This is a genomic window from Spongiibacter thalassae, from assembly GCF_012272835.1.
GTDB classification, from domain to species: domain Bacteria; phylum Pseudomonadota; class Gammaproteobacteria; order Pseudomonadales; family Spongiibacteraceae; genus Spongiibacter; species Spongiibacter thalassae.
The window spans coordinates 797,770-813,968 of sequence record NZ_JAAWWK010000002.1; the positions used below are offsets into that span (position 1 = coordinate 797,770).

13 protein-coding genes are annotated in these 16,199 nt (G+C 54.9%); 9 read left to right on the forward strand and 4 right to left on the reverse strand.

Going from position 1 to position 16,199, the window contains the following annotated elements; genetic code table 11:
- The first annotated feature begins 127 nt into the window (after positions 1–127).
- From lon to HCU74_RS07925, 6 genes are all read left to right on the forward strand, one after another.
- A complete protein-coding gene (lon, locus tag HCU74_RS07900) occupies positions 128–2,554 on the forward strand; it encodes an endopeptidase La (RefSeq protein ID WP_168449842.1) in 2,427 nt (808 codons plus the stop codon).
- Positions 2,555–2,808: 254 nt separating this feature from the next.
- A complete protein-coding gene (locus HCU74_RS07905; RefSeq protein WP_168449843.1) occupies positions 2,809–3,081 on the forward strand; it encodes an HU family DNA-binding protein in 273 nt (90 codons plus the stop codon).
- Positions 3,082–3,190: 109 nt separating this feature from the next.
- A complete protein-coding gene (locus HCU74_RS07910) occupies positions 3,191–5,071 on the forward strand; it encodes a SurA N-terminal domain-containing protein (RefSeq protein WP_168449844.1) in 1,881 nt (626 codons plus the stop codon).
- A gap of 83 nt (positions 5,072–5,154) precedes the next feature.
- Positions 5,155–5,922 carry a 4'-phosphopantetheinyl transferase family protein gene (locus HCU74_RS07915; RefSeq protein ID WP_168449845.1) on the forward strand — a complete coding sequence of 256 codons (768 nt, stop codon included), beginning with the start codon at positions 5,155–5,157 and terminating at the stop codon, positions 5,920–5,922.
- A 46-nt stretch (positions 5,923–5,968) separates the two neighbouring features.
- On the forward strand, positions 5,969–7,138 hold the full coding sequence (locus tag HCU74_RS07920) for an NAD(P)-dependent oxidoreductase (protein ID WP_168449846.1): 1,170 nt from the start codon (positions 5,969–5,971) through the stop codon (positions 7,136–7,138).
- 24 nt (positions 7,139–7,162) lie between these two features.
- Positions 7,163–7,711 carry a DUF1285 domain-containing protein gene (locus tag HCU74_RS07925; protein WP_168449847.1) on the forward strand — a complete coding sequence of 183 codons (549 nt, stop codon included), beginning with the start codon at positions 7,163–7,165 and terminating at the stop codon, positions 7,709–7,711.
- Between the two features lie 121 nt (positions 7,712–7,832).
- On the opposite strand, the gene HCU74_RS07930 is transcribed toward HCU74_RS07925, so the two are convergent.
- The gene (locus HCU74_RS07930) at positions 7,833–9,488 is read right to left on the reverse strand and encodes a 4Fe-4S dicluster domain-containing protein (protein ID WP_168449848.1); all 1,656 of its coding nucleotides are present in this window, start codon (positions 9,486–9,488) and stop codon (positions 7,833–7,835) included.
- A 372-nt stretch (positions 9,489–9,860) separates the two neighbouring features.
- Here HCU74_RS07930 and HCU74_RS07935 point away from each other — a divergent pair, with 372 nt between their 5' ends.
- From HCU74_RS07935 to HCU74_RS07945, 3 genes are all read left to right on the forward strand, one after another.
- The gene (locus tag HCU74_RS07935) at positions 9,861–10,610 is read left to right on the forward strand and encodes an electron transfer flavoprotein subunit beta/FixA family protein (protein WP_168449849.1); all 750 of its coding nucleotides are present in this window, start codon (positions 9,861–9,863) and stop codon (positions 10,608–10,610) included.
- The gene (locus HCU74_RS07940) at positions 10,610–11,539 is read left to right on the forward strand and encodes an electron transfer flavoprotein subunit alpha/FixB family protein (RefSeq protein ID WP_168449850.1); all 930 of its coding nucleotides are present in this window, start codon (positions 10,610–10,612) and stop codon (positions 11,537–11,539) included. The genes HCU74_RS07935 and HCU74_RS07940 overlap by 1 nt, the downstream gene beginning before the upstream one ends.
- 149 nt (positions 11,540–11,688) lie before the next feature.
- Positions 11,689–12,258 (forward strand): YceI family protein, encoded by a 570-nt coding sequence (locus HCU74_RS07945; protein ID WP_168449851.1) that lies wholly within the window; start codon positions 11,689–11,691, stop codon positions 12,256–12,258.
- Positions 12,259–12,270: 12 nt separating this feature from the next.
- Here the strand turns inward: HCU74_RS07945 and HCU74_RS07950 are convergent, their stop codons facing one another.
- From HCU74_RS07950 to HCU74_RS07960, 3 genes are all read right to left on the reverse strand, one after another.
- Entirely contained in the window at positions 12,271–13,437 is a 1,167-nt protein-coding gene (locus HCU74_RS07950) for a cation:proton antiporter domain-containing protein (protein WP_168449852.1), read from the reverse strand.
- A gap of 126 nt (positions 13,438–13,563) precedes the next feature.
- Entirely contained in the window at positions 13,564–14,052 is a 489-nt protein-coding gene (locus tag HCU74_RS07955; protein WP_168449853.1) for a DUF934 domain-containing protein, read from the reverse strand.
- The gene (locus HCU74_RS07960) at positions 14,045–15,688 is read right to left on the reverse strand and encodes a nitrite/sulfite reductase (protein WP_168449854.1); all 1,644 of its coding nucleotides are present in this window, start codon (positions 15,686–15,688) and stop codon (positions 14,045–14,047) included. The genes HCU74_RS07955 and HCU74_RS07960 overlap by 8 nt, the downstream gene beginning before the upstream one ends.
- Positions 15,689–16,199: the final 511 nt, after the last annotated feature.

Genomic DNA, 16,199 nt, shown 5'->3' on the forward strand with positions numbered 1-16,199 from the left:
GTCAGTTTCTTTACAAGTCAAGTCTTGTATTTGTCTAGCCAAATCCCCATCTTAGAACCATAGCGCCGCCAATAAACGTAACATCAGTGGCTTTGGTGGTATTGCATTTCGGACACGAGGCGAACTAATGGCTGAAAAGCGCGAAAATCTGGAGTTTCCATTGCTGCCCCTGCGGGACGTAGTGGTGTACCCCCACATGGTAATTCCCCTGTTTGTTGGTCGCGATAAGTCTATTCGTGCCCTGGAGCTGGCAATGGCCAGCGACAAAGCAATTGTTCTTGCCGCCCAGAAAAATCCCGATGTTGACGAGCCTGGCACCGAAGATCTCTACGATATCGGCACCGTCGCCAATATTCTGCAATTGCTTAAACTCCCTGACGGCACTGTGAAGGTGCTGGTGGAGGGGAGCTATCGCGCGCAAATTAACGTGATCGCGGCGGAGGAGGAATACTTCCGCGCGGAAATCGTCCCGCTGGACGAGCAGAAAATTGCCGAGGAAGAGGCTGAAGTGATGCTGCGTTCCGCAGTGTCTCAGTTTGAAAAATATATCAACCTCAGCAAGAAAATCCCGGCTGAAGTGCTGACCTCACTGTCGGGTATCGACGAGCCAGGGCGTTTGGCAGACACCGTGGCCGCCCATATGAGTATGGCGCTGGAGCAGAAGCAGGCCGTGCTGGAAATGAGCGACGAGCGCGAGCGTCTGGAGCATTTGATGGCCATGATGGAGTCCGAGATCGACCTGTTCCAGGTTGAAAAGCGGATTCGCGGGCGCGTTAAAAAACAGATGGAAAAGAGCCAGCGCGAGTACTACCTGAATGAGCAAATGAAGGCCATTCAGCGTGAACTGGGTGATTCCGAAGACGGTGTTAACGAGCTGGAAGAGCTGGAAAAACGCGTTGCCGACGCGGGAATGACCAAAGAAGCGTTGGAGAAAGCCAAGGCGGAATTGTCCAAGCTGAAGATGATGTCGCCAATGTCAGCCGAAGCGTCGGTGGTGCGAGGCTATATCGATTGGTTGGTCAATATTCCCTGGCAGAAGCGCTCGCGGGTCAAGCATGACCTCAAGCGTGCCGAGGAAATACTCAATTCCGACCACTACGGCCTGGAAGAGGTCAAAGACCGAATTCTGGAATATCTGGCGGTGCAGAAGCGGGTCAAAAAAGTTAAAGGTCCGGTGCTCTGCCTTGTGGGGCCTCCGGGCGTGGGCAAGACCTCATTGGGTGAATCAATCGCCCGTTCGACCAATCGCAAATTTGTGCGCATGGCGTTGGGTGGTGTTCGCGACGAGGCTGAAATACGTGGCCACCGTCGCACCTACATCGGTTCAATGCCGGGTAAGGTCGTGCAGAAAATGTCCAAGACCGGCGTGCGCAATCCGCTGTTTCTGCTCGATGAAATCGACAAAATGGGCATGGATCATCGAGGTGATCCGGCGTCTGCGCTGTTGGAGGTGCTCGACCCTGAGCAGAACCACGCCTTTAACGATCACTACCTGGAGGTGGATTACGACCTGTCAGATGTGATGTTTATCTGCACCTCCAACTCGCTGAATATTCCGCCGGCGCTGCTGGATCGTATGGAAGTGATCCGCATACCTGGCTACACCGAAGACGAAAAGATCAATATCGCGCGGCGCTATCTTATTCCCAAGCAGCTCAAAAACAACGGGCTGAAGGCGAAGGAAGCCAGTATCGGCGACGATGCGGTGCAGGACATCGTGCGCTACTACACCCGCGAAGCGGGCGTGCGGGGGCTGGAGCGGGAGATCGCCAAGGTCTGTCGCAAAATCGTTAAAAACGTGGCCTTGAACGATGACAGCTCGGCCATTGAGGTCAGTTCCGCTAATCTCGAGGACTACCTGGGTGTGCATCGCTTCACCTTCGGTAAGGCTGAGGAAGAGAACAAGATTGGCCAGGTGACCGGCTTGGCCTGGACTCAGGTGGGTGGCGAACTGCTGACCATTGAGGCGGTGTCTGTCGTTGGTAAGGGTCGGCATGTACAGACCGGTTCCCTCGGCGATGTGATGCAGGAGTCGATTCAGGCGGCGATGACAGTGGTGCGTAGTCGCTCCAAGCGACTGGGTATTCCCGCGATCTACCACGACCGCCACGATATTCACATTCATATGCCTGAAGGCGCGACGCCCAAGGACGGTCCCTCAGCGGGAATTGGAATGTGCACCGCGCTGGTGTCAGTGATTACCGGTATACCGGTGCGCAGCGATGTCGCCATGACGGGTGAGATCACCCTTCGTGGGCAGGTGTTGGCCATTGGCGGCTTGAAGGAAAAGCTGTTGGCGGCCCATCGGGGCGGTATTCGCACGGTATTGATTCCTGCGGAAAACGAACGGGATTTGAAGGAAATTCCGGAAAACATAAAAGCGGATCTCGACATCAAGCCGGTAAAATGGATAGACGAGGTGCTGACACTGGCGCTGGAATCCATTCCCCAGGAAATCTCCGAGGAGGAGTATCTGGCGGGTCTGGATGAGGCGAGAAAAAGCATTGAAGCAAAAAAAGACGAATCTAACGACACTCGACCGAGTGCGCATTAATTTGCAAAGTTAGCGGTGGTCACTTTACATGCCGGCCAAACTATGGTCGGCCTGTATGCCGCATAGGGCTTGGTTTTGCGTGGTTTTAGAATTATCTACCTAGTCATGTAGAGATTCCTTGACCACCCATAACGCACTTGGTATAAATCCCAATCTCTGAAACGGTGAGCTATGCAGTGTATGTCTATCGTGCAGCCGCCGCCCTCAGCGTTGTCATAGAGTTTCTAAAAAACAAATTTGAAGGGGAAGGTTAAGTGAATAAATCTGAGCTAATCGACGCGATCGCCGAGTCTGCTGATCTGTCAAAAGCATCGGCTGGTCGTGCACTGGATGCTACTGTTGCTGCTATCACCGAAGCGCTGAAAGCAGACGACGCAGTATCGCTGGTCGGTTTCGGAACCTTCAGTGTCAAAGAGCGTGCAGCCCGTACTGGCCGCAACCCTCAGACTGGAGCTCCAATCGAAATCGCCGCTGCGAAAATTCCAAGTTTTAAAGCGGGTAAAGCACTGAAAGACGCGTGCAACTAAGTTTGCGTCTGAGAGGATGCTAGGCAAGGACGTCATTTAGAGGTCAAACCTCGCATGAAAGGCGCATCGCGAGATGCGCTTTTTTTATATTTATTCAGGTCACAGGTTAATGCTGCAAAATATCCGCAATAATATTCAGGGCACCGCCGCAAAGGTTGTTATCGCCATCATCGTGGTTCCCTTTGCTCTATTTGGTATCGACAGTCTGTTCAGTGGCAGTGCTCAGCCGCCGGCGGCGATCATCAACGGTGAAGACGTTTCGGAAGCAGAGTTGCAGCAAGCCATCACTATGCAAAAACGCCGATTGATCGGCATGATGGGCGACCAGGTCGATCCGGCAATGCTGGACGACGCCGTGCTGCGCAAACCCGCCCTCGACTCGCTTATCAAGCAGCAACTGTTGCTGCAGGCCGCTGCTGATGCCGGCATCGAAGTTTCAAACCAGCAGCTGAATTCGGTCATCGCCGGAATGCCCCAATTCCATGAGGACGGTCGCTTCTCGCAAGAACGCTATCAGCAGGTGCTGCGTTTGCAGGGCTATAGCAGTGCGCTGTTCAAGCAACTACTGCGCTCCGATCTCATTATTCAACAACTGTCGGCGTCGATGGCCTCGTCTGCCTTTATCACCGCCGACGAAGTGGACAAGGCTATTGGCTTTGTTCATGAAACTCGCGATTTTCATGTTATCGAGCTGCCACTGTCCGGATTCCTCGACAGCGTCACCGTCAGTGACGACGAGATGAAGGCGTATTACGACGCCAATCCCCAGCAGTTCCAGAGCGAGCCGAAAGTGAAGCTCTCCTATATTGAAATCAAGGAAGAGCAGTTCTACGAGCCAGTGTCAGAAAAGCAGGTGCAGGCGGAATATCAACGTTACATCGCCAGCCTGGATAGCTCTGCCGAGCGCGAGGCGGCACATATACTGCTCGAGGTGAACGACGAGCGCGATCGCAAGGCAGCCATCGCGGAGCTGACGGCGTTGAAGGCCCGGATTGAAGCCGGTGACAGCTTTGCTGATGTTGCCAAGGCTGAATCAGAAGATGTTGGCTCTTCCAGCGATGGCGGCTACCTGGGTTTCACGGCGGGTGATAGTTTTCCCCCGGAATTTGAAGACGCCTTGGCGGCCCTTGAGGTTGGCGAAATCTCCCAGCCGGTTGAAACCGAGGCAGGTGTGCATCTGATTAAACTGGTCAGCGTTAAAGAGGGTGAGGTACCCAGCTTGGACGAGTCCCGCCTTGAAATTACCGAGCGTCTGCGTCGGCAAAAAGCCCAGCCAGTGATGGTGTCCACGGTGGAATCCCTGCGCGACCTGGTCTTCAATGCGGAAAACCTGCGGATGCCCGCGGAGGAACTCGGCGTCAAAGTGCAGCAGTCGGAGTGGTTGTCTCAATCCTCCAATGATTCAATATTTGCCCACGAGCAAGTTCGTCGGGCGGCCTTCAGTGCTGAATTGCGGGAGCAGGGGCTGAACAGTGAAGTGATTGAGTTGTCGCCGGAGCATTATATTGTCGTGCATGTCGATGACTATCAGGCGCCCGCTACACTGGCTTATGACGATGTTCGCGAGAATATCAAGGTGACCCTGCGGCGTAAAAAAGCCGAGGCCATCGCCAGTGAGACGGCAACGGAACTGCGGGAAAAAATTGCAAAAGGCGAATCGGCCGAGGCACTGGCAAAGGCCAGATCGTACACCTTCAGCACCAATAGCGATATCAAGCGCAGTGATATCAGTGTAGACGGCGAACTGCGCCAGCGGGTGTTCAGTCTCGCCGCGCCAACGGCGTCTCAACCGTCGCTGGGCCTGTTCAAGCGTCAGAATGGTGACTACATCGTGTTGCAGCTGCTGGCGGTTGAGCAGGGTTCACGGGCGCAGCTGACGCCGAAGGCGATTGCTGATGTCGAGCGCAGTGTGATGCGCAGTGCGTCGTCGCAGGCGTTCTCGGCCTATTTCAATACGCTGTGGACGGAGGCAGAGGTTAAGATCAACTGATAGCCGCTGTGCTGTTAATCAGAATAATTACAAGTAGTCTCTGCCCGGACCCGTTGTGTCGTCCGGGCAGCAAGGAATAAATAATGAACAGGACGAGTACTATTCGTCGCCTCGAGCCAGGACAAGTCGATGTCTGGTGTTGTGCTACCGACGAGCCGCGTTTGCTGAACCAGTATGAACGCTACGAAGCCATACTTTCTGATGAGGAAAAAGAAGAGTACCGCCAGCGCCAGTTCTCCACCCAGGCCGGTGCCTATCTGGTCAGCCGAGCACTATTGCGTACTGTATTGTCAGAATATTGCGACCTCGCTCCCGAAGCATTGAGCTTTGGTACCAATGAATTCGGCAAGCCCGAATTACTCGGAGAGGCGACACGCCATATCTGTTTTAACGCCGCCCACACCCACGGTTTAACCCTTTGCGCGGTAAGTGGTGGTCAAGCTGTGGGTATCGATGTTGAGTTTCAGACCGACAGTGCGGGAATGCTCGATGCCGCCGACGATTATCTTTCAGCCGACGAGGCGACCGCATTGCGTTCGGTTGCTGAAGAGCAGAAATTGTCGGCGTTTTTCCGTTATTGGACGCTGAAAGAAGCCTACCTCAAGGCTAGGGGGCAGGGCTTGTCCATTGCACTTCACGAATTTTCCTTTCTGCTCGATGGCATGAACGTGACTCAGTTCATCGGCCCTGATGCGGCGCGCTGGGACTTTCGGTTGTTGGCCCAGGACAATGACTTTACTGCGGCTGTCGCGGTGGACGGAAAAATCAGTCAGTTGAACGCCTTTCATTCTATGCCACTGATCTCGTCGCGGGAATTGGCATCACTTCAGGATATTCTGCCTGCCAACTGAAGGCCGCAGAGTATTTCCGTAGCAACGGTTTTTTAGGAGCCTAAACGTGTTCAAAATTCTTACCCTGAACCAGATTTCGATAAAAGGTCTGGAGCGGTTGCCCCGGAACCAATACGAAATTGCCAGTGAATTTACCGCCCCGGATGCCATCCTGCTGCGTAGTCATAAGCTGGCGCCAGCAGATATCGCGCCGTCAGTGAAGGCCATTGCTCGGGCCGGAGCCGGCACCAATAATGTGCCCGTAGCCGACTGCACCGCCCGCGGTATTCCGGTGTTTAACAGCCCCGGCGCAAATGCAAATGCGGTCAAGGAGTTGGTGATTTCCGGTTTGACACTGGGCTCACGGGGAATTCTGCAGGGTATTGCCTATGTCAACACCCTCGGCGATATGAAAGACGGCGCAGAGCTGGCCAAGCTGCTCGAGAAAGAGAAAAAGCGATTCAAAGGCAACGAGTTGGCGGGCCGTACACTCGGTATCGTTGGGTTGGGTGCCATTGGCTCGCTGATCGCCCATGCGGCCCTCGACCTTGGAATGAATGTGGTGGGTTATGATCCCGCGCTGTCGGTAGACGCCGCATGGCGCTTGCCGAGTGCAGTAAAACGCATGGAAAACCTGGGTAGCCTGTTTAGCCGCGCCGATTACATTACCCTTCACCTTCCTGTATTGGACGCGACGCGGGGCCTGGTCAATGCGGAATTGTTGTCGAACTGTAAGCCCGGGTGTTGCTTGCTGAACTTTGCCCGGGAAGAAATCGTTAACGTCGACAGCGTGATAGAGGCTCTGGAAGCAGGCAAGCTCCGCCAGTTTATTACTGACTTCCCGACGCCGGAGCTGATCGGACGTGACGATGTGATACTGATGCCGCATATTGGCGCCAGCACTGACGAGGCGGAAGATAACTGCGCGATTATGGCGGCTAATCAACTGGACGATTTTCTCTGTAACGGCAATATCACTAACTCGGTGAACTTTCCGTCTCTGCAACTGGAACGGAGCGGCAAGGCCCGGCTGGCGGTGGTGAACCGCAATGTGCCCAAAATTCTGGGGAGCATTCTGTCTATCCTGGCCGATGCCGATATTAATATCGTCGACATGTTGAACAAAAGCCGCGATGAAATTGCCTATAATCTTATCGATGTCGGCAGTGAAGTCAGCGACGCGCTGCTGGCAGACATAGAAGCGCTGGACGGCGTGATCAAGGTTCGGCATATCTGAGTGGACCAGCGGCAGGGGCGGCGGATGAGCAATCTCGAGCAACTCGAAAAGCTATTGAAAGATCAGCGCGGTCAGCCACCAATTGAAAAATGGCAGCCGGAATTGAGTGGTGATATCGATATTCGTCTGTGCGCCGATGGTCGTTGGATTCACGAAGGCGGTGAAATAAAACGCCACGAACTGGTGAAACTTTTTGCCTCCATACTGCGTCGGGAAGAAGATGGCGAGTATTACCTGGTAACGCCCGTTGAAAAATGGCGGGTTCAAGTCGAAGACCTTCCCCTGCTCGTAGTGGACTTCGAAGTTGCTGAGGCCGACCAGAGCGGCGCCCAGCGCATTGTGGTTAAGACTAATGTCGATAGTTGGTTCGAGCTGGGTGAAAATCACCCCCTCAAGGTCGAAGCAGATAAAAACACTGACGAGCCGCGCCCCGCGGTGTTGACCCGCCACGGGCTGTGGGCGCGGATCAATCGCGCCAGTTTCTACCGCTTGGTTGAGCTCGCCGAGCAGGACGGCGAGGAGTTGGTGTTGCGCACTAGCGGTGGTGTGTTCTCCCTGGGTCGTCTTTCCTGATTAAACCCACTTTCAGCGGTGCACAAGCTGTGCCGTCCTGGTTGTTGTTTAATTTCATTAAGCCATAAAAAAGCCCTTAATAAATTAAGGGCTTAGCGTGTGCTCTTCGAGTTTTTTCTGTCTACATATTCGGGTAATTCGGGCCGCCGAGACCTTCAGGGGTTACCCAGACAATGTTCTGCGCTGGATCTTTGATGTCGCAGGTCTTGCAGTGAACACAGTTCTGTCCATTAATCTGGAAGCGCGGTTCACCGGCGTCGTCTTCAACCACTTCGTATACCCCGGCCGGGCAGTAGCGCTGGGCAGGCTCAGCGTACTTGGGCAGGTTTTCACGAATCGGCAGCTCGGGGTCCTTCAGCGTTAGGTGACAGGGCTGATCTTCCTCGTGGTTGGTATTGGACAGGAATACCGAGGTCAGGCGATCGAAGCTGATCTTGTTATCCGGCTTGGGATATTCAATTTTCTTGCAATCGCTGGCCAGCTTCATCTGTGCGTGATCGGCGTGGTCGTCGCGCATGGTCCACGGCAGTTTCCCGCCGAAGATGTTGATGTCGATAAAGGCGTAGGCGGAACCGACCAGGTTGCCATACTTGTGCTGAGCAGGGCCAAAGTTGCGTTGTTCGTGCAGTTCCTTATACAGCCAGGAACTTTCAAAGGCGGCGGTGTATTCAGTTAGCTCAACGCCGGACTTTTCTTCCTCGGTGATTGCCTTGTGCACCACTTCGGCGGCGATCATGCCGGACTTCATTGCGGTGTGGCTGCCCTTGATCTTGGCAAAGTTCAGGGTGCCGGCGTCACAGCCGATCAGCAGACCACCGGGGAAGGTCATCTTCGGCAGGGATTGCAGGCCGCCCTTGGCGATCGCCCGAGCGCCGTAGGAAATACGCTCGCCGCCGTCGAGGTACTGCTTGACCACGGGGTGTTGCTTGAAGCGTTGGAATTCTTCAAAGGGTGACAGCCAGGGGTTGTCGTAGCAGAGGTCGGTAATCAGACCAATCGATACCTGGTTGTCTTCAATGTGATACAGGAAGCTGCCGCCAAAGGCGCCATTTTCAGCCAGAGGCCAGCCGGTGGCATGCTGAACCAGGCCTTCCTTGTGTTTTTCGGGATTGATCTTCCACAATTCCTTGATACCGATACCGTAGTGCTGGGGGTCACGGCCTTCGTTCAGGTTGAATTTTTCCATCAGGCGCTTGCCGAGGTGTCCGCGGCAGCCTTCAGCAAACAGGGTGTACTTGGCGTGCAGTTCCATGCCGGGCATGTAGCTGTCTTTCTGACTACCATCTTCAGCGATACCCATATCACCGGTGATGATGCCTTTTACGCTGCCATCTTCGTGGTACAGCACGTCGGAGGCGGCGAAACCGGGATAGATTTCCGCGCCCATGCCTTCGGCCTGCTCGGCCAACCAGCGGCACAGATTACCCAGGCTGATAATGTAGTTGCCTTCGTTGTGCATGGTTTTGGGGACGGCAAAGCCGGGGACCTTGATCGCCTTTTCGGCGCTGGTCATGTAGTAGATATCGTCGCCGGTTACCGGTGTGTTCAGCGGAGCGCCTTTTTCTTTCCAGTCCGGGAACAGCTCATTCAGCGCACTGGGCTCAAATACCGCACCTGACAGGATATGGGCGCCGACTTCGGAGCCTTTTTCAACGACGCAGACGCTGATGTCTTTGCCGGTGCTCTCGCTCAACTGGCGTATTCTACAAGCTGCCGCCAGACCGGCGGGGCCCGCACCGACGATCAGGACGTCAAATTCCATTGATTCGCGTTCCACAGACTCTCTCCTCTGTAACTCGGGGTGGCGGAGCCCTTATAGGTTGAGCCCTTGTCGCCGTTAAAGGGCGGAATTATAGGTGCCTGCGGTGGAAAAGGCCACTAGCGCACCGGGCTAAGCTGCTGATTTAGCCCCCTATAATCGATTATACGCTTTATAAATATCAGTTATGGTGAATATCGCCCTTTATCGGGTAAATCCAGTGGCTTAGCCCATGGATTCTGACGCCCATTGGTTGACCTCGCAGGCCATAAGCGTCAATATAACGGCGCTTTTCAAAAGGGGCTCCGTCTGGTCGAAGGTTGGTTACACACTTCGCGGCGTAAGGACGGTCAGCCATTTCAATTCATTTACGCGTTTACTGGGGAATCCATGAAGGTTCTTGTTGCTGTCAAACGAGTCGTTGACTACAACGTCAAAGTACGTCCCAAGTCGGACGGTACTGGCGTTGATCTGAATAATGTCAAAATGGCGATCAATCCATTCTGTGAAATCGCTGTTGAAGAAGCGGTACGTCTTAAAGAAAAAGGCATCGCCACTGAAATCGTAGCCGTATCTGTCGGCCCCAAAGTTGCTCAGGAGCAGATTCGTACTGCGCTGGCACTGGGTGTAGACCGCGGTATCCTGGTAGAAACCGACGAAGAAGTGCAGCCGCTTGGCATTGCCAAGGTTTTGAAAGCGATCGTAGACAAAGAGCAGCCTCAGCTGGTTATCCTCGGTAAGCAGGCCATCGATGGCGACAACAACCAGACTGGCCAAATGCTGGCGGCACTGTCTGGAATGGCTCAGGGTACTTTCGCCTCTGAAGTTGCTGTTGACGGTGACAGCGTTGAAGTCACTCGCGAAATCGACGGCGGTCTGCAGACTGTTAAGCTGTCTCTGCCCGCGGTTGTGACTACAGACCTGCGTCTGAATGAGCCGCGCTATGCGTCTCTGCCCAACATCATGAAGGCCAAGAAAAAGCCTCTGGATGTCACTACACCCGCCGATCTGGGTGTGGAAGTCGCTCCCCGTGTAAAAACCTTGAAAGTCGAGCCACCTGCAGAGCGTCAAGCGGGTATCAAGGTCGCAGACGTTGCCGAGCTGGTTGATAAACTGAAAAACGAGGCGAAGGTAATCTAATGAGCATTCTAGTCATTGCAGAACACGACAACGCCTCCATCAACGGGGCAACCCTGAACACAGTTACCGCCGCGAAAGCGATCGGTGGCGATATCACTGTGCTGGTCGCTGGCGAAGGCTGTGCCGCTGCCGGTGAAGCCGCAGCGAAAATCGACGGTGTCAGCAAGGTTTTGGTTGCCGACAACGCGGCCTACGGCCACCAGCTGGCGGAAAACGTCAGCTTGCTGGTTGCTGAGCTGGGTAAAGACTACGGTTACATTCTGGCTCCCGCGACCACCAACGGCAAAAACACCTTGCCTCGTGCTGCGGCCCTGCTGGATGTTGCCCAGATTTCAGAAATTATTTCTGTTGAAAGTGGCGATACCTTCAAGCGTCCGATCTACGCAGGTAACGTTATTGCGACGGTCCAGTCTTCTGACCCGATCAAGGTTATCACTGTGCGTGCAACAGCCTTTGATGCCGCTGCTGCTGAAGGCGGCTCTGCGGCAGTTGAAGCAGTGGGCAGCGCCCACGATGCTGGTAACTCGAGCTATGTGAAAGAAGAGCTGGCCAAGAGCGATCGTCCAGACCTGACTGCTGCGGATATCGTAGTATCCGGTGGTCGTGGTATGCAGAATGGCGACAACTTCAGCATGTTGTACTCTCTGGCTGACAAGCTTGGTGCTGCGGTTGGTGCATCACGTGCAGCGGTCGACGCGGGCTTCGTTCCCAACGACATGCAGGTGGGTCAGACTGGTAAGATTGTTGCTCCGGGGCTGTACATCGCTGTGGGCATTTCCGGTGCGATCCAGCATCTGGCCGGTATGAAGGACTCTAAAGTCATTGTTGCCATCAACAAAGACGAAGACGCTCCGATCTTCCAGGTTGCAGACTACGGTCTGGTTGCTGACCTGTTCGACGCACTGCCAGAGCTGGAAAGCTCAATCTGATTGGCAGTCAGTTGATAGCAAAGCCCGGTGTTCTCGCCGGGCTTTTTTTTGTCTGCTGTTTGGTGCTTCTCGGCTGAGCGGCATGTTATATGCTAGCCTGACGGCGTAGTAACCCTTTTTGCCATGTTGTGAAAATCAGGAGAGTAACAGTGAAAAATCTGACGATAGGTGTATTGATGACGCTGGCTGCAAGCCATTTGCAGGCGCTGTCTTTAGACAAGGATAATTCGACCCTGCACTTTGTCAGTGTAAAAAACAACCGTGTTGCCGAGTCAATGAGTTTTGAAAACCTGACGGGCACTATCGACGATGCATCGGGTAAATTTGCGGTAAAAATTGGGCTGGCCAGCGTCGCCAGCGGTATCCCGATTCGCAATGAGCGGATGCGTAAATTCCTGTTTGAAATCGACCGCTTTCCACAGGCGAGCTTTAGCGGCACTTTGCCGATAGAGCAATTACAGGAGCTGTCAGTGGGTCAGCAACAGCAGCTGGATATCGCCGGGGAGCTCTCGCTACACGGCGAATCCCAAAGCACAAGCCTGTCTGTTATCGTGACAAAGCGTGCCGACGGCGCATTCAGTGCGGTCACAACGAAGCCGGTATTCGTCGATGCGACAGCCTTTGGCATGGGGGCGGGGGTAGAAAAGCTGCGTGAACTGGCAGGCTTGCAGGCGATCAACGCAACTATCCCGGTGATGTTTGACGTGGTGTTCCGCTAGGGCTGGTTAATACTAATCCCGGCGCAGGCTGTCTTTGATGGCGATGGGCGTCGGGTAATTCATCACTACGATATACGATGACACAATAAAGCTGATGATCGCCGTGGCCTGAATAAGATGGGAGGCCGCGCTGCCAATGAGTTGAGTCTCCACCGCCAGGTAGGCAATCAGCAGCGAGAACTCGCTGATCTGGCCCAGACGAAAGCCCAGGTCCCAGGCCAGTTTCCGCGAGTGCAGTGCGCCGCGGAGCAGGTAGCGAAAACTGATGGGTTTAACGCTGAGAATCAGCGCCGCCAATACGGCGGAGGGAATGATGATCTCGCCGAGCAAGCCCAGGTTGAAGCGGGCGCCCAGAGAAAAGAAAAACAGAATTAAAAAGAAATCCCGCAGTGGCTTGAGGCTAATCGCAATATATTGGGAAATCGGGCTGGTCGCCAGGCTGATACCCGCCAGAAATGCCCCCATTTCCGCCGACAAGCCCACCGCATGGGCGGCTTCCGCTAAGCCCAGACACCAGCCGATGGCGACAAGAAAAATATACTCGTGGAAGCGGTCAAAGCGTTGCAGCAGTGGGAGTAGCACATAGCGTACTGTGGTGACGGCAAAGGCGATGAGCAGCGGCACGGCGAGCAGGGTTTTGCCCAGCTGTGTGGCAGAAAACTCCCCCAGCCCCATGCTGATAAGCAGCAGCAGTACCAGAATAGCGATCATGTCCTGTAGTAGCAGTATGCCGACCATCAGCTCACCGTTAAGGCGGTGGTGCAGGGCGGTGGTCGGTAGCAGCTTGATACCGATAATGGTGCTGGAGAACATCATCGCTGCGCCGACAATCAGTGCTTCGCGCTGGCTGAAGCCAAAGGCCCAGCTGACGCCATAGCCAATGAGTAAAAAGCACAGGGAGCTTAACAGGGCAATATTGAGGGTTTTACGCAGGCTGTGGAGCAACGCCTGGGGCTGCATGTCGAGGCCCAGTAAAAACAACAGAAAGATGATGCCGAACTCGGCGATTTCCGCCAGTAACTCCAGATCGGTCACCCAGCCTGCGCCATAGGGGCCTATCAGCGCGCCCAGGGCGATATAGGCGATGAGCAATGGCTGGCGGGTGAACAGGGCCACAGAGGCCAGCAACGCCGCGCCACTGAAAATCAAAAAAAACGAAAAAGTAAGACTGGCCTCCACTCGACTGGTCGCCTTATAGCTGGGGAATAAACCACATTGTGGTATCAGTGTAGCTGTCAGGGCAGTATTTTTCGATAAGAAGTGTTTGGCGGGGAGGCGGCCAGCCGAGTGCCGGCCGCCTGGTGTTCAGGCTGAGCGGCGGCGGAACAGGGGCAGCGACTGCCGAGTGTCCGGCTGATAGACTTCGCTGAAATCGTTCAGGCTGGCGAGGGCTTCCTCCAGTTCGTCACCGGGCAGAGCAAAGCTGCTGAAGCCACAGCGGCTCATAAAAAACAGTTGGTCGCGAATGATGTCGCCAACTGCGCGGATTTCACCCTGATAGCTGTGTTGCTCGCGGAGCTCGCGGGCGTAGCTGAAGCCGCGGCCGTCGGCGAACTTGGGAAAGTCGATCGCGATCACCGGCAGCGACGCCAGTGTATCGGCTGGCAGTGCTTTGGGTGACTCGTCGCTGGCCAGCATCACGCCGACCTCGCCAAGCTTTGCCAGTGCTTCGCGGTGGGCGAGATACAGGTTCAGGGGCACGATAACCGGCGCGCTATCGGGAAGTGTTTCGCTGTCGCGCCACAACACCCAGTTATCGTCCTGTACCTGTGCGTCTTTGATGATCTTAGGCATATGCGCGCTCCTTAAAGGGGTCAAGACCGACTCGGTTGTAGGTGTCGAGGAAGCGTTCGCCTTCCTGACGGAGGTCAACGTAGGTGTTGAGAACCTTCTCAATCACGTCGGGAATGTCGTCCTGGGCAAAGGACGGGCCAAGAATTTTACCCAGCGACGCGTTAAGCCCCTGACTGCCGCCCAGTGACACCTGATAAAACTCCTGGCCCTTTTTATCGACACCGAGAATGCCAATGTGACCGATGTGGTGGTGGCCACAGGCATTCATGCAGCCGGAAATGTTCAGCTCAATTTCGCCGAGGTCGTACAGGTAGTCGAGGTCGTCAAAGCGGCGCTGGATGGCTTCCGCAATGGGGATTGACTTGGCATTGGCCAGCGAGCAGAAGTCGCCGCCGGGACAGCAAATAATGTCGTTCAGGGTGCCAACGGTCGGTGACGCCAGCTCCAGCTCGACCAGCTTTTGCCACAGTGCGAACAACTGGTGCTGGGGGACGTCGGGAAGCACCAGATTTTGCTGATGAGTACTGCGAATCTCGCCAAACCCGAACTCTTCGCCCAGAGCAGCTACGGCTTCGAGCTGTTCCGCAGTGATGTCGCCGGGGGCGACCCCGGTGGTTTTCAGTGACAGGGTGGCAATCGCGTAGCCGGTCTGCTTGTGGGGATGAACATTGTGGTTCAGCCAGCGAGCAAAGTCGGCACTTTCCAGCGCCAGCGCCTGCATGTCTTGCGCCGGTAAGTCGCGGTATTCCGGTGCGGTGAAGAAAGACTTGGCCCGGGCGATTTCCTCATCGCTGAGTTCCAGCGCGCTGTCTTTAATGTGCGCCCATTCTTCTTCCACCTTGGCCTTGAAGGCTTCGGCACCCATCGCGCGTACCAGAATCTTGATGCGGGCCTTGAACTTGTTGTCGCGGCGGCCGAGCTGGTTGTAGACCCGCAGAATAGCTTCCAGGTAGGTGAGCAAATGACGCGGGGGTAATTGTTCGTGAATTACACTGCCAATGACCGGGGTGCGGCCAAGGCCGCCCCCAACCAGTACGCGAAACGCCGTGTCGCCGTTGTCGTCTTTGACAATTTGTAGGCCGATGTCGTGCACCATTACCGCGGCGCGGTCGGTTTCCGAGCCGCAGACGGCGATCTTGAACTTCCTTGGCAGAAACGCGAATTCGGGGTGGAAGGTGGACCACTGGCGAATAATTTCACACCAGGGGCGGGCGTCTTCGACTTCGTCAGCAGCGACTCCGGAGAACTGGTCGGCGGTGACATTGCGAATGCAGTTGCCGCTGGTTTGCACCGCGTGCATTTGCACTTTGGCCAGTTCCGCGAGGATGTCGGGGACCTCTTCCAGTTTGGGCCAGTTAAGTTGTACATTCTGCCGAGTACTGATGTGGGCGTAGCCCTTGTCGTAGTGACGGCTGATTTCCGCCAGCTTGCGCAGCTGGGTGCTGTTCAGGGTGCCGTAGGGCACGGCGATGCGCAGCATGGGCGCGAGACGCTGTACATACAGGCCATTTTGCAGACGCAGCGGCAGGAACTGTTCGTCGGTGATTTTTCCTGCAAGATAACGTTTGGTCTGGTCGCGATATTGCGCGACGCGCTGATCGATAATCTGCTGGTCGTACTCGTCGTATACGTACATAGCTACCTTTGAAACTTCAGTACTGTGAGTTGATATGCTGTGATCCGAGCTGCCGAGGGCTGGACGGGAGGGCAGGGCGCAGTGATGTGGCCACTCTGCGCGGACTGCACCCGGTTGTCCAAAAAGGGAAACGGAGCTTCTTACCGCAAACGTGCGCGCAATTTTAAAGATTTATCGGCATATCCGCTAACGCTTTTTACGGATATGACTTATGTGGAGCACCGATTAGTGGTGAGAATGCCCAATATGGAGATTGGATAGCTCGGTATTTTGCCAAAACCCCGTTATAATATCGTTTTTGCCATTCCGGCCGACTGTCCAGTCGCCGGAGAAACGCCCTACATTTACGAGGTTGTCATGTCAGAGTTGAATCAAGAAGAACGCGAAGATAGTTTTGCCGATGCCTGCGCTGCAATTGCTATCCTGACGATTGTGGTTTCCACTGTGGTGTATTGGTTGGCAGGCATGCCCAGCTAAACTGGCCCACATTTGAAAAAGCCGCTATATGCGG

Excerpts from the sequence above, each read along its gene's own strand:
- HCU74_RS07910 (WP_168449844.1), top strand. The coding sequence starts at position 3,191 with ATGCTGCAAAATATCCGCAATAATATTCAGGGCACCGCCGCAAAGGTT.
- HCU74_RS07915 (WP_168449845.1), top strand. The coding sequence starts at position 5,155 with ATGAACAGGACGAGTACTATTCGTCGCCTCGAGCCAGGACAAGTCGAT.
- HCU74_RS07935 (WP_168449849.1), top strand. The coding sequence starts at position 9,861 with ATGAAGGTTCTTGTTGCTGTCAAACGAGTCGTTGACTACAACGTCAAA.
- HCU74_RS07940 (WP_168449850.1), top strand. The coding sequence starts at position 10,610 with ATGAGCATTCTAGTCATTGCAGAACACGACAACGCCTCCATCAACGGG.
- HCU74_RS07925 (WP_168449847.1), top strand. The coding sequence starts at position 7,163 with ATGAGCAATCTCGAGCAACTCGAAAAGCTATTGAAAGATCAGCGCGGT.
- HCU74_RS07955 (WP_168449853.1), bottom strand. The coding sequence starts at position 14,052 with ATGCCTAAGATCATCAAAGACGCACAGGTACAGGACGATAACTGGGTG.
- HCU74_RS07960 (WP_168449854.1), bottom strand. The coding sequence starts at position 15,688 with ATGTACGTATACGACGAGTACGACCAGCAGATTATCGATCAGCGCGTC.
- lon (WP_168449842.1), top strand. The coding sequence starts at position 128 with ATGGCTGAAAAGCGCGAAAATCTGGAGTTTCCATTGCTGCCCCTGCGG.